Source organism: Vibrio sp. HI00D65 (assembly GCF_001635455.1).
Taxonomy (GTDB): Bacteria; Pseudomonadota; Gammaproteobacteria; order Enterobacterales; family Vibrionaceae; genus Vibrio.
The window spans coordinates 95,953-110,827 of the sequence record NZ_LWEH01000255.1 but is presented as its reverse complement, the minus strand read 5'-3'; the positions used below and the strand labels follow the sequence as shown (position 1 = coordinate 110,827).

Sequence of the window (14,875 nt, the reverse complement as noted above, 5' to 3'; positions counted from 1 at the left end):
GTTTTTAACGTTTTTGACGGGAAACGAGTTTGATTAATTCATCGATAAGGTGTTTTCTTACTCCTGCGAAAGGCCTACAGGCCACTCTTACCACTTCTCAGAAACAGCGATGAATCTGGAGCAACGAAGAAGAGGTAGGCCTTTAACCAGAGTGTGTACCTACTAACCAAGTAGCGATAGATAACATTCAATCCATTAGTGAAATGAAAGCAAATAGTAAGGAACAGCTATGCTTGCCAATATAAAAAAAACAGCCCTAGCAACAGCAATTATTGCAACTGCTACAACAGGTTTTGCATCAGTAGCAACAGCTGCAGAACGCAGCGAACTGACTATTCACCCCAAAGAGTTCACTACCTTTGTACGTAACTTTAACCCGTATTTAGGCGCAACTCATTTACATACAACTTGGGATTTCCTCTACGAACCATTAGTTGTATTTAACGAAATGCACGGTAACACTCCAGTGTTCCGTCTCGCTGAAAACTTCAAAATGTCAGATGATCTGATGAGCGTTGTTTTCGACATTCGTAAGGCTGTTAAGTGGTCTAATGGGGAAACTTTCTCTGCTGATGATGTTGTTTTTTCTTTCAACCTTGTAAAAGAGAGACCAGAACTTGACCAATCTGGTATCAACTCTTGGGTAACTTCCGTAGAAAAGCTTAACGACTATCAAGTTAAATTCAACCTAACAGAAGCCAACTCGAATGCACCTTACGAAATTGCTAAAGTACCTGTAGTACCAAAGCACATCTGGAAAGACGTCAAAGATCCATCAACGTTTACTAATGAAAACCCGGTAGGTTCTGGTCCATTTACAGAAATCGATACATTTACTTCGCAACTATATATTCAGTGTGCAAACCCAAATTACTGGGATGCAGACAACCTAGATGTTGACTGTCTGCGCGTTCCACAAATTGCGAATAACGACCAATTCCTAGGTAAAATCGTAAACGGTGAAATGGACTGGACGTCTTCTTTCGTTCCAGATATCGACCGTACATACGCTGCAGCCAGCCCTAAACACCACTACTGGTACCCGCCAGCAGGTACACAAGCTTTCGTTGTAAACTTCAAGCATCCAGATGCTGCAAAGCATGAAGCATTAAGCAATGTTGAATTCCGTCGTGCCTTCTCCATGGCGCTTGACCGTCAAACTATCATCGACATCGCATTCTACGGTGGCGGTACAGTGAACGACTTCGCATCTGGCCTTGGCTACGCATTCGAAGCTTGGTCTGATGAAAAGACTCACAACAAGTACAAAGGCTTTAACACTTACAACGCTGAAGGCGCGAAGAAGCTTCTTGCTAACGCTGGCTTCAAAGATGTAAACAACGATGGTTTTGTTGACACTCCATCTGGTAAGTCTTTCGAACTAATGATCCAGTCGCCAAACGGCTGGACTGACTTTAACAACACAGTTCAACTAGCGGTAGAACAGCTAAACGAAGTTGGCATCAAAGCAAAAGCTCGTACGCCAGACTTCTCTGTATACAACCAAGCAATGCTAGAAGGTACATACGACGTAGCATACACAAACTACTTCCACGGTGCGGATCCATACACGTACTGGAACAGTGCTTACAACTCATCACTACAATCTGGTGACGGTATGCCTCGTTTCGCCATGCACTTCTACAAAAACGATAAACTAGATGGTCTTCTAAACAGCTTCTACAAAACAGCTGATAAGAACAAACAGCTAGATATTGCACACGGTATCCAGCAAATCATCGCTGCAGACCAAGTGACAATCCCTGTGATGTCTGGTGCTTACATGTACCAATACAACACAACTCGCTTCACTGGTTGGTGGAACGAAGAAAATCCAAAAGGCCGCCCACAAATTTGGGCTGGTATTCCAGAACGTCTACTTCATGTACTGGACTTAAAACCAGTTAAATAAGTAATCGTTCAATCCTTGCGGCGTAATCTCTTACGCCGCTTATAAAAATCCCCACATTCTCAATTGAAAGTATGGCGCTCGTCGTCAGGGGATTTTTCGTTCCAAATTTCGCTAGGAGCGACCTGAATCCAGAAACAGGGAAACAATCTGGGTGAGTAAGGTGTGAGTTATGGGTTATTTTTTAAGACGTTTGTCATTTTATTTTGTCGCGCTATTAGTTGCAGCGACGTTAAACTTTATTATTCCAAGAGCAATGCCTGGTGACCCAGTTACCATGATGTTTGCGAACGCTTCTGTACAAGTTACTCCAGAACGTATTGCTGCAATGAAAGAGCTATTAGGTTTCGTTGATGGCGGCTATTTTATTCAATACGTAGCATACATGAAGAATATTCTAAGCTGGGAGCTTGGTACATCGATTCAATTCTACCCTCTTTCTGTAAACTCATTGTTGGGTGGAGCATTCGGCTGGTCGCTGTTCTTAGCTGGTACCGCTGTAATTCTCTCTTTCTCTATCGGTTCAATCCTAGGTATTTTCGCGGCATGGAAACGTGGCAGTAAATACGATGCCTTTGTGACACCAGGAATGCTGATTCTACAAGCCGTTCCTCAAGTCGTTATCGCGATGATTGCACTATTTACCTTTGCAATCGGTTTGAAGTGGTTCCCAACGGGTTACGCTTATACCGCTGGTACTGTGCCTGATTGGACAAGCTGGGCATTCATTAAAGATGTTGCATACCACGCTTTCTTACCACTGTTCTGTGCTTCAGTTGTTCAAATTGGCGGCTTCCTAGTGAACATGCGTAACAACATGATCAACCTGCTTGCTGAAGACTACATCACTATGGCGAAAGGCAAAGGCCTGAGCGAAAACCGAGTGGTATTCAACTACGCAGCACGTAACGCAATGCTACCAAGTGTGACCGCACTTTCTATGTCACTAGGTATGGCAATCGGTGGGCAGCTAATTATCGAAATCATCTTCAACTACCCAGGTCTTGGGAGCGTACTTTTCAACGCAATTAACGCTCGTGATTACCAAGTACTGCAAGGTCAGCTACTTATCATGACGCTATTCATGCTGTTCTTTAACTTGGTTGCAGACATGCTTTACGTAGTTCTTGACCCTCGTCTTCGTAAGGGTGGTAAATAATCATGAAAGACTTTCTGAAACTCATTTGGCGTAACCCGATGGCCCTAACAGGCGTCATCATTCTAAGTATCTTTGTTCTTGGCGCTCTTGCGGCTCCACTGATCACCAAACATGCACCAGACAAGCGTACAGGTAACCCACACGAGTACCCTGGCTTTGTTGTTAAGTCTGCACAAGCTAGCCCGAACGGTTGGGTGGCACAAAACCTTGCAGACGACCGTCGCACACTGATTATGTCTAAAAAGGCTGACCACGTATTGGGTACGACTCGTATGGGCCGTGATGTTTGGTCACAAGTGGTATACGGCGCACGCGTATCACTATCAGTAGGCTTCGGTGCTGGTCTAACAGTATGTCTACTAGCAACCGTTATCGGTGTTTCGGCAGGTTACTTCGGTGGTCGTGTGGATGATGTACTAACCGCTGCAATGAACATCATGCTGGTTATCCCTCAATACCCATTACTGTTCGTGGTAGCAGCCTTTATCGGTGAGGCAGGGCCACTGACAATAACCTTGGTTATCGGCTTTATGTCCTGGGCCTGGGGTGCTCGTGTTGTTCGCTCCCAAACTCTAGCACTGCGTGAAAAAGAGTTTGTTAAAGCAGCGGAAGTGCTTGGTGAGTCTCCAATTCGCATCATCTTCGTTGAGATTCTGCCAAACCTTATCTCTATCGTAGGTGCAAGTTTCATCGGCTCAGTAATGTACGCAATCATGATGGAAGCAACGATCTCGTTCCTAGGTCTTGGTGACCCGAACACAATCAGCTGGGGCATCATGCTTTACAACGTTCAAACCTCTTCATCAATGCTGATTGGCGCTTGGTGGGAACTGCTAGCTCCTTGTATCGCACTGACAATGCTAGTAACAGGCCTTGCTCTGCTTAACTTCGCTGTCGATGAGATTGCTAACCCGCAACTACGCTCTCACAAAGGTATGAAGCGTTGGAAGAAGCTTGCAGCTCAAGACAAACAAGAACGCGAACCAGAACTAATACCACAAAATGCACTTTGGAGCGGAGATAAATAATCATGTCTGAACCACTAATTTCTATCCGCAACTTATGCGTGGATTACATCACAGAGTCAGGCGATGTGCGTGCGTGTAACAACGTTAGCTTCGATATCGCGCCTGGTGAAGTGTTTGGTCTGGCCGGTGAATCAGGTTGTGGTAAATCAACCGTTGCTTTCTCACTTATGCGCCTTCATAAGCCGCCAGCTTACATCAGTGGTGGTGAGGTTATCTTCAATGGTGAAAACATTCTTAAATACAGTGATGAACGTATGCAAGCGTTCCGTTGGAGTGAGATGTCGATGGTATTCCAGAGTGCGATGAACGCACTCAACCCAGTATTACCAATGGAAGAGCAGTTTTGTGACGTAATCATGCGTCACACTAACATGACTCGTGAGCAAGCTAAACAGCGCGCAGAAGGCCTACTGGAAATCGTAGATATCCACCCTAGCCGTTTGAGTGACTACCCTCACCAATTCTCTGGTGGCATGCGTCAACGCCTAGTTATTGCTATCGCGTTAGCACTGAATCCAAAACTGATCATCATGGATGAGCCAACAACAGCACTCGATGTGGTTGTACAACGCGAAATCCTACAAAAAATCTATGCGCTAAAAGAAGAGTTTGGTTTCTCAATTCTGTTTATCACACACGACTTGTCGTTAATGGTCGAGTTCTCTGACCGCATCGGCATCATGTACTCAGGTGAACTGATCGAAGTCGCTAACTCACAAGATATTCTAGAAAACCCTTACCACCCTTACACCAAAGGGCTGGGTAGTTCTTTCCCTCCACTAACAGGGCCAAAGACAAAACTAACTGGCATTCCAGGCAACCCTCTGAACTTATTAGAGATTCCTGAAGGATGTCGCTTCCAAGCTCGTTGTGACCGTGTACATGAAACCTGTACTAAGGTACCAACCAAGCTTCGCTCTATCGAGCCGGGACACTTGTCGAACTGCCACCTGTATGGTGACCCAATAGTACAAAGGAAGCTATAGCTTGCACGCTGATTCAGCGTGAATAACGAATAAGGCGGCCTCGTCCGCCAAAAAGCAAGCAAAGCGAATAAGGATTCTGGAGACAATTATGAGCAAAGATTTCGGTCAATTATTGGTAGAAGGTAAGAACATCGTAAAAGACTTCCCAATAAGCAGTACCACTATTCAAACCCCAATGATGCGTGCGATTAACGATGTGTCATTCAAGATGTATAAAAGCCGTGGCCTAGCCGTTGTTGGTGAGTCTGGTTCAGGCAAATCAACCACAGCAAAAATGATCGCAAAAATGTACGCACCTTCGGGCGGCACCATTGAGTACAAAGGTCGTGATATTCAAGATATCTCAAGCCGTAAAGATCTGATGCAGTACCGTGAAGGTGTGCAAATGGTATGGCAAGACCCGTTTGGTTCTCTAAACCCAACACATAACATCTTCCACCACATCGCTCGACCACTGTTGATCCACAAGAAGGTGACTCCTGGCAACAAGAGAGAACTAGAAGAGCTTGTATACGATCTTTTAGAACAAGTTGGCCTAATCCCACCAAAAGAGACAGCAAAAAAGTACCCACACCAACTGTCTGGAGGCCAACGTCAGCGTGTAAACCTTGCTCGTAATATCGCAGTAGGTGCAGAAGTCGTTCTTGCCGATGAACCAACGTCAATGCTCGACGTTTCGATTCGTGCCGGCGTTCTGAACTTGATGGAAGAGATGAAATTTGAGAAACAAATGTCTCTGCTTTACATCACCCACGATATCGCAACCGCGCGTTACATCGCTGAAGACCTGTCAGTAATGTACGTAGGTCACATGGTTGAATGGGGCGATACCGATGACGTTATTGCTAACCCTCAGCACCCTTACACCCAACTATTGGTTTCAGCGGTTCCAGAACCAAAGAAATCAATCCATGACCAACTGGCCGGCAACAAAGGTGAAATCCCGCTTTGGACGCCTGCATCTGTGGGCTGTCCATTTGCTGGTCGTTGCACTCACGCAATGGATAAGTGTAAAGAGCAACTTCCTGGCGTGACTCAATTAGCAGAGAACCACTTCGTTCGCTGTTACCTACACGAAAGCTAAACATTAAGACTGAGTTGGGGTCTACGGGCCCTAACTACTTATATCCAACACAATTCAGGTACCTAGCCAAAAGAAACTAGGACCTTTGGAGAATATTGATGCTGTTATTGACCAACCATATTGGCTACGAATCTTCGGCTCCTAAGCAAGCTATTCTACAGACAAAGAAAGCGCGTTTATCCAGCACTACTGCACTGCTAGTGTGTGCCGACAACCATATTACCGTGGGTAACTTCGACGTTGTAAAACAGGGTCGCGTAGCAAACTGGCATCAAGGGCAATTCTTCACGATCGATTTCAGCTCATTCACTGAGAGTGGACGTTACTACCTACGCTTTGACAACCTTCGTTCAGAAGTGTTTGATATTGGTAATAACCTACTAATGAACCACACACTTTCTGATGTGCTTCACTACTTTAAGTCACAACGTTGTAGTGGCATTTTTGATAAGAAAGATCGCCAAGCCCAAATTCTTGGCACCGACCGATACGTTGATGTACATGGTGGGTGGTACGACGCATCAGGGGATGTGAGTAAGTATTTTAGCCACTTGTCTTATAGCAATTACCTGAACCCACAACAGATTCCAATGGTAGTTTGGAACATGCTCAAAAGCGTGCGCTTAACTAGCAACAACCCAGACTTCCCTAAATTCTCGATGACACGACTAACGGAAGAAGCGCTATTCGGTGCCGATTTCTTAGTACGTATGCAAGACGCGGTCGGCTACTTCTACATGACGGTATTCGATAAGTGGAGTAAAGATATCAACCAACGCGACATCTGCGCGTACTCCACTCAAGAAGGCCATAAATCAACAGACTTGCAAGCCGGCTACCGACAAGGCGCAGGTGTGGCTATTGCAGCACTTGCCGCAGCGTCTGAACTAGACATATCTGGTAGCTACTCGAGCCAAACCTATCTTGATACCGCGACTAAAGGTTACTGGCACCTAAAAGAATACAACTTACAGTACCTAAACGATAGTGAAGAGAACATCATCGATGAGTATTGCGCCCTACTCGCAGCCAACGAGCTTTACCGAGCAACACAAGACGACCAGTACCTTTCAGAAGCCAGAACTTGGGCTACGAGATTGAGCGCTCGCCAGCAATCTGATGATTCATTTAAGCACTTCTGGTCAGCCAATGCTGATGGATCTCGTCCATATTTCCATGCTGCAGAAGCTGGGTTGCCAGTGATAGCCCTGTGCGAGTACATCAATAATGAAACTGACGCAGATCTGAAAGAACAAGCTCGTAAGATTGTTGAGCAGGCGTGTCAGTTCGAAATCAACATCACAGGTAAAGTCACCAACCCATTTGGCTACCCAAGGCAGTACGTTAAAAATGTTGATGGTGATAAGCGCGATGCTTTCTTCGTCGCTCAGAAGAACGAAACAGGTTACTGGTGGCAAGGCGAAAACGCTCGTCTTGGTTCCATCGCAACCATGGCTTACCTCGTTCAGCCACACATTAAAGACCGTAGCTTGCAAGAACGTTTGATCCAGCTTTCACAGAACAGCCTCGACTGGATCTTGGGCCTCAACCCTTACCACATGTGCATGCTTGATGGTCACGGTCATAACAATCCTGACTACTTACCTCAGCTTGGTTTTTTCAATGCCAAAGGCGGTATCTGTAACGGCATTACCGCTGGCTTTGAAGATGATCAAGACATAGCGTTTAATCCACCAGCACAAAAAGATGACATGCTTCAGAACTGGCGCTGGGGCGAACAATGGATCCCTCATGGTGCATGGTTCCTATTGGCAACCACTGCGCAATTTAATTACCTAGCACAACGTAAGGAGCAATAATAATGACGCTTTATTACGTAGGTATTGATGGCGGCGGCACCTCTTGTCGTGCTCGTATTCGCGATGAGCAAGGTACACTCATTGGTGAAGCGAAAAGCGGCAGCGCTAACATCCTTTTGGGTGTTGATGTTGCAATGAGCTCAATTGTCGATGCCATTACTCAAGCGGCACAGCAAGGGCAACTCGATTCAATTCATTTTTCAAATATGCATATTGGCCTAGCGCTGGCAGGTGCAGAACAAAAGTCAGCATGGTTTGACTTCATGGCGCAACCGCACCCTTTCGCTGGCATGACGCTCAACACTGACGCTTATGGTGCTTGCATTGGTGCTCACAACGGCCAAAACGGCGCCATCATGATAGGTGGAACAGGCTCATGCGGCATCTACCTACAAGATGGTAAGCAACATGTCGTTGGTGGCCGTGAGTTTCCAATTTCCGATCAAGGTGGTGGCGCGGTGATGGGTCTTCGTTTGATTCAACAAGTCCTGCTTGCAGAAGATGGTATTCGCAACAAGACACCACTGACTCAACACGTAATGAATCACTTTAGCAATGATGTTGATGCCATCGTCGAATGGTCAAAAGGCGCCATTCCAAAAGACTACGGTCAATTCTCGCCTGTGATTTTTCAACTGGCTAACGAAGGCGATGAGCTCGCTATCGATATGCTCAAGCAAACCGCCGCTGATATCGAAATGTTTGTACTAGCACTGCATCGCAAAGGTGCAGACAAGGTGTGCCTAATGGGAAGTATCGCAGAACGCATTCTCAACTGGCTATCACCACCGGTACAACAATGGATCGTTGAACCTCAGCTTGACGCTATCGAGGGCGCATTGATGCTTGCCGGAAAACCACAACACAACTTATATCAACGGGCTTAGCAGGGAAGTTATATGAATTATCGCATCGACTTAGCTGTTCTTTCTGAACAAAAAAATAACTGCAGATTTGGCCTTACGGTACATAACTTAAGTGATCTTGACGTTACAGATTGGTCGCTCCACTTTGCATTTGACCGATTCATCCTTCCAGAGAGTCTGTCGCAAGGCGAATTAACTCAGGTAGGAAGCTTTTGTTCTTACCAGCCAAATGCCACCGTGTTAAAGGCGAACAACCATTACTACCTAGAATTCAGTATTCAAAGCGCCCCATTCCGTTTCTATTCTGATGGTCTCAATGACGCCTTTATCCAAACGCATAACCAAGGCGAAACCTCGGTACTGCCAGTAGCAATATCACCAATAGTACTGGCTTCACCATATCGTGAGCGCAGCCAAATCCCAGAAGTAGATGCAGCAGCGGTAGCACTGATCCCCCAACCGAATCAATTCAAGCTGAAACAAGGCAGTTTCACACTGAACAAAGCGTGCAAAGTTGAAGTTCAGTCTCACCTTGCCGAGAAAGCTAATGCTTGGCTACAACAAGAATTACTGACTACGTTTGAGCTAACGGTTTCAACAGAACTATCACCAGAAGCTAGCGGAGACATTCTATTTCGCAGCAACCCGACTTTAGATGAAGCCGAGTACAAGCTAAAGATCACTGCTCAGCAAGTGGTCGTAGAATCAGGTAGTCAAGCAGGCTTCACGCATGCCGTCGCTAGCTTAATCCAATTGGTTCAACAACAAGATGCTGAGCGCTTCTCTGTGCCATGTTGCAAAATCGCCGATCAACCTCGTTTCAAATACCGCGGCATGATGTTGGACTGCGCACGTCACTTCCACTCTGTGGAACGAGTGAAGCGTTTAATCAACCAGCTGGCGCACTACAAATTCAACGTTTTTCATTGGCACCTAACCGATGATGAAGGTTGGAGAATCGAGATTAAGCAACTACCTCAGCTAACAGAAATAGGGGCTTGGCGTGGTCCTGACCATATATTAGAACCGCAATATACCCACATTACAGAGAATTATGGCGGCTTCTACACACAACAGCAGATTCGCGAAGTTATAGAATACGCAGAGCAACGCAGCATCACGGTGCTCCCTGAGATCGATATCCCGGGACATTGCCGCGCCGCGATCAAATCACTGCCTGATATGTTAGTAGAGAAAGCGGACACCACTCAATATAAGAGCATTCAACACTACAACGATAATGTACTAAACCCTGGCTTATCGGGTACTTATCAGTTCTTAGATATCGTAATTGAAGAAGTCGCAGAACTCTTCCCGAGTGAATTAATTCACATGGGCGCAGACGAAGTGCCGCCGGGTGTGTGGACCAACAGCCCTGCAGCTCAAGCACTGATGAAAGAGCATCAATACCAAGACAGCAAAGATCTACAAGGCCACCTGTTCCGCTATGCCGAGAACAAACTTAAGCAGCTAGGCAAACGCATGGTGGGCTGGGAAGAGGCACAACACGGCGACAAGGTGAGCAAAGAGACTATCATCTACTCGTGGCTTAGCGAAGAAGCCGCTGTGAACTGTGCTCGCCAAGGCTTTGATGTGGTACTGCAACCCGCACAATTTACTTATCTCGACATGACCCAAGATTATGCACCGGAAGAGCCGGGCGTAGATTGGGCTGCCGTTACCCCATTAGAACAAGCTTATACCTACGAAGCACTTGCTGAGATATCCGACACCGACCCAATTCGTAAGCGGGTCCGTGGAATTCAATGTGCTCTATGGTGTGAGAACGTCACCAACCAAAAGCGTATGGATTACATGGTATTCCCAAGAATTAGTGCTTTAGCTGAAGGATGTTGGACACATAAAAACAACCGAAACTGGGTAGATTACCTGTCTCGCCTAAAGGGCCACTTGCCCCTACTCGACAGACTTAATGTTGATTATCGCCCCCCTTGGGAAGCTGAATAAAACAAAACCACAGCACACTCATACCGAGTGATAGCTGACTCAAATTAAAGTGCTCTGTCTAATAAAACTCAGCATCACTATTTAAAAATTAGCTGCATAGATGCAGTTTGTTAAAAAGGAAATGACAATGAAATACGGCTATTTCGATAACGACAATCGCGAATACGTCATCACTCGCCCTGATGTACCAGCACCTTGGACTAACTACCTAGGTACTGAAAAGTTTTGTACTGTAATTTCGCACAATGCGGGCGGTTACTCTTTCTACAACTCTCCGGAATACAACCGTGTTACTAAATTCCGTCCGAACGGCACCTTTGACCGCCCAGGACACTATGTTTACCTGCGTGATGATGAAACTGGTGACTACTGGTCTATCTCTTGGCAGCCAGTGGCAAAGAGCCTAGATGAAGCAAACTACGAAGTTCGTCACGGCTTGTCATACTCAAAGTTCAAATGTGAATACAGCGGTATTACCGCAACCAAAACGCTATTCGTACCTAAAGGCGAAGATGCAGAAGTTTGGGACGTTTTACTAAAGAACAACACTGATAAGCCACGTACTATCAGCACATTCTCATTTGTAGAGTTCTCGTTCAGCCATATTCAATCAGACAACCAAAACCACCAGATGTCTCTGTACTCTGCTGGCACGTCTTACCAAGAAGGTGTATTGGAATACGATCTTTACTACAACACTAACGACTTTGAAGGCTTCTACTACTTAGCATCCACCTTCTCACCAGATAGCTACGACGGCCAGCGTGACAACTTCCTTGGTATGTACCGCAATGAAGCGAATCCAATTGCGGTTGAAAACGGTAAATGTTCGAACAGCGCTCAAACCTGTTACAACCACTGTGGCTCTCTGCATAAGCAATTCACCATCCAACCGGGTGAAGAAATTCGTTTTGCTTACGTACTAGGTATCGGCAAAGGTAACGGTGAACGCCTACGTGAGAAATACCAAGACATTGCAAACGTAGATGCTGCGTTCCAAGGTATCAAAGATCACTGGGACGAGCGTTGTAACAAGTTCCAAGTTAAGTCTCCAAACGAAGGCTTAGACACCATGATCAACACGTGGACACTATATCAAGCAGAAACCTGTGTGGTGTGGTCGCGCTTTGCATCATTCATTGAAGTGGGAGGCCGCACAGGTCTTGGCTACCGTGATACAGCTCAGGACGCTATCTCAGTACCTCACGCTAACCCAACGATGACTCGAAAACGTATCGTCGACCTACTACGCGGCCAAGTTAGAGCGGGCTATGGTCTACACCTATTCGACCCAGACTGGTTCGATCCAGAGAAAGCGGATGTTAAGCCTTCGAAATCACCAACGGTAGTTCCAACTCCATCAGACGACGACAAGATCCACGGCATTGAAGATACTTGTTCTGATGATCATCTATGGATCGTTCCGACCATCATCAAATACGTGATGGAAACCGGTGAACATGACTTCTTTGATGAAGTGATTCCTTACGCAGACGGCGGTGAAGCGACAGTCTACGAACATATGAAAGCAGCACTGAACTTCTCTGCAGAATACGTTGGTCAAACAGGTATCTGTAAAGGTCTGCGTGCTGACTGGAACGACTGCTTGAACCTAGGTGGTGGTGAGTCGTCAATGGTTTCATTCCTTCACTTCTGGGCCCTGCAAGAATTCTTAGATCTCGCTAAGTTCCGCAATAATGATGCTGACATTGCGAAATACACTGAAATGGCAGCGAATGTACGTGAAGCGTGTGAAACACACCTTTGGGATGAAGAAGGCGGTTGGTACATTCGTGGTCTAACCAAAAATGGCGACAAGATCGGTACTGCTCAACAAGCAGAAGGTCGTGTACACCTAGAATCAAATACACTAGCCGTTCTATCTGGTGCGGTTTCTCAAGAGCGTGGTGAGAAAGCGATGGATGCAGTCGATGAGAACCTATTCTCTGAATACGGCCTACACCTAAACTCTCCATCATTCGCGACACCAAACGATGACATCGGCTTCGTCACTCGCGTTTACCAAGGTGTAAAAGAGAATGGCGCCATCTTCTCTCACCCGAACCCATGGGCTTGGGTAGCAGAAGCGAAGCTTGGTCGTGGTGACCGTGCAATGAAATTCTACGATGCACTTAACCCATACAACCAAAATGACATGATTGAAACACGTTACGCAGAACCATACTCGTACGTGCAATTCATCATGGGTAAAGACCACCAAGACCACGGCCGTGCAAACCACCCATGGTTAACCGGTACATCCGGTTGGGCTTACTTTGCGGTAACCAACTTCATCCTTGGTGTTCGAACAGGCTTTGAAAGCTTAACCGTAGATCCTTGTATTCCAACAGATTGGCCAGAGTTTGAGGTTACTCGCCAATGGCGTGGGGCGACATACAACATCACGGTACAGAACCCGGATGCAGTAAGCAAAGGGGTTGCCTCTATCACTATCAACGGTGAGTCAGTAGAAGGCGCAATCCCAGTTCAAGCAGAAGGCAGCGTGAACGATGTTGTCGTTGTTCTAGGCTAGTCACGCTATTTAACCAACCACTCTTGCCTCAAGCCTATTAGGTTTGAGGCAAAGAGACTAAAAGGATTTTCTAATGATTAAATTTGGTACAGGTGGCTGGCGTGCTTTCATTGGTGAAGAGTTCATCAGAGAGAACGTTCGCCTTGTGGCACAAGCACTGGCAAACATCATCAACAATGAAGATGCTGCTAAAAACGGATTTGTGATCGGTTATGACCGTCGCTTCCTTTCTGATAAAGCTGCATGTTGGTTTGCTGAAGTATTAACCGCTAACAACATCAGGGTCAGCTTCATCGACAAGTTTGTTCCAACCCCTATCGTAATGTTCCAAGCTAAAGAGATGGGCTGCACCTACTCGGCCTGTATTACCGCTTCTCACAACCCAGCGGATTACAACGGCATCAAGGTGTTTATTGAAGGTGGTCGTGATGCTGATGAGATCATCACAGAGAAGATCGAACAGCAAATCGCAACTCTAACCAACGAAGACGTTATCCGTGTCGACTTCGAACAAGCGTTGAACGACAAAGAGATCGAAATCATCAACCCAATGAACGACTTTGTTGATTCGATCATTAACTTCATCGATATCGAGTCAATCAAGAAAGCAAACCTGCGCGTACTGATTGATCCTATGTTTGGTGTAGCGAAAAACGCCCTACAAACGGTTCTTATCAATGGCCGTTGTGATGTCGACGTGATCAACGATGGTAAAAACCCAGATTTTGGTGGATTAATGCCATCACCAAGCGCAGCTACGCTCTATCGCTTGAAGCACCTGGTTGCAGCTGAAGGGTATGACATCGGTATTGGTACCGATGGCGATGCTGACCGCTTAGGTATTATCGATGAGAAAGGTAGCTTCATTCACCCTAACGAAGTACTACTGTTGCTTTACTACTACTTGTTGGAATACAAGGGCTGGAAAGGATCGGTCGTGCGTAATATCGCAACCACTCATCTACTCGATAAAGTGGCGGCCGATCATGGTGAAAAAAGCTTTGAGGTTCCAGTAGGCTTTAAGCATATCAGCTCGCAGATGGAAGCCGACGACTCTCTGATTGGTGGTGAAAGTTCCGGTGGTTTAACCATTCGCGGCCACATCAAAGGTAAAGATGGTGTCTTTGCATCTAGCCTACTGGTTGAGATGCTCAGTGTAACGGGTAAGAAATTGTCTGAATTGCTTGATGAAATCTACTCGAAATATGGCTATGCCTACACAGCAGAAGGCGATTGCAAGTTCAAACCTTCAGAAAAAGAAGCGCTCTACACCAAGATCTACGTAGAGAAGCAGCTGCCTGAGTTTGAGTATGAGATTGAAAAAGTCAGCTATGAAGATGGTGCCAAGGTGTACTTTAAGAATGGCGGCTGGGTTATTGCTCGTTTCTCTGGAACAGAGCCTTTACTACGAATCTTCGCTGAAATGGAAGATAAAGAGACAGCAGAACGTGTTCTTCAAAAAGTGAAAGACTTCCTCTCTCTATAGGCTTATAGAGTACAGCAGTTTGGTATGGGACTTAAC

Annotated in this window: 10 protein-coding genes; all 10 read left to right on the top strand. The window is 46.0% G+C overall.

The genetic code is table 11. The annotated features are described in order from the left end of the window. Positions 1–229: 229 nt before the first annotated feature. Positions 230–1,912 carry an ABC transporter substrate-binding protein gene (locus tag A3712_RS17490; RefSeq protein ID WP_063524459.1) on the top strand — a complete coding sequence of 561 codons (1,683 nt, stop codon included), beginning with the start codon at positions 230–232 and terminating at the stop codon, positions 1,910–1,912. Between the two features lie 169 nt (positions 1,913–2,081). Further along, entirely contained in the window at positions 2,082–3,068 is a 987-nt protein-coding gene (locus A3712_RS17485) for an ABC transporter permease (RefSeq protein WP_063524458.1), read from the top strand. 2 nt (positions 3,069–3,070) lie between these two features. Then, entirely contained in the window at positions 3,071–4,096 is a 1,026-nt protein-coding gene (locus tag A3712_RS17480; protein ID WP_063524457.1) for an ABC transporter permease, read from the top strand. Positions 4,097–4,098: 2 nt separating this feature from the next. After that, positions 4,099–5,082: an ABC transporter ATP-binding protein gene (locus tag A3712_RS17475; RefSeq protein WP_063524456.1), complete on the top strand. Its 984-nt coding sequence runs from the start codon at positions 4,099–4,101 to the stop codon at positions 5,080–5,082. An 88-nt stretch (positions 5,083–5,170) separates the two neighbouring features. After that, on the top strand, positions 5,171–6,166 hold the full coding sequence (locus A3712_RS17470; RefSeq protein ID WP_063524455.1) for an ABC transporter ATP-binding protein: 996 nt from the start codon (positions 5,171–5,173) through the stop codon (positions 6,164–6,166). 98 nt (positions 6,167–6,264) lie between these two features. Next, positions 6,265–7,986, top strand: coding sequence for a glycoside hydrolase family 9 protein (locus A3712_RS17465; RefSeq protein ID WP_063524454.1), 1,722 nt, complete (start codon positions 6,265–6,267; stop codon positions 7,984–7,986). A gap of 2 nt (positions 7,987–7,988) precedes the next feature. After that, complete coding sequence (locus A3712_RS17460) at positions 7,989–8,873, top strand: N-acetylglucosamine kinase (RefSeq protein ID WP_063524453.1); 885 nt, start codon at positions 7,989–7,991, stop codon at positions 8,871–8,873. 12 nt (positions 8,874–8,885) lie between these two features. Then, a complete protein-coding gene (locus A3712_RS17455; protein WP_063524452.1) occupies positions 8,886–10,820 on the top strand; it encodes a beta-N-acetylhexosaminidase in 1,935 nt (644 codons plus the stop codon). Between the two features lie 127 nt (positions 10,821–10,947). Then, the gene (locus A3712_RS17450) at positions 10,948–13,353 is read left to right on the top strand and encodes a GH36-type glycosyl hydrolase domain-containing protein (RefSeq protein ID WP_063524451.1); all 2,406 of its coding nucleotides are present in this window, start codon (positions 10,948–10,950) and stop codon (positions 13,351–13,353) included. 73 nt (positions 13,354–13,426) lie between these two features. After that, positions 13,427–14,839 carry a phosphoglucomutase/phosphomannomutase family protein gene (locus tag A3712_RS17445; RefSeq protein ID WP_063524450.1) on the top strand — a complete coding sequence of 471 codons (1,413 nt, stop codon included), beginning with the start codon at positions 13,427–13,429 and terminating at the stop codon, positions 14,837–14,839. The last annotated feature ends 36 nt before the right edge of the window (positions 14,840–14,875 follow it).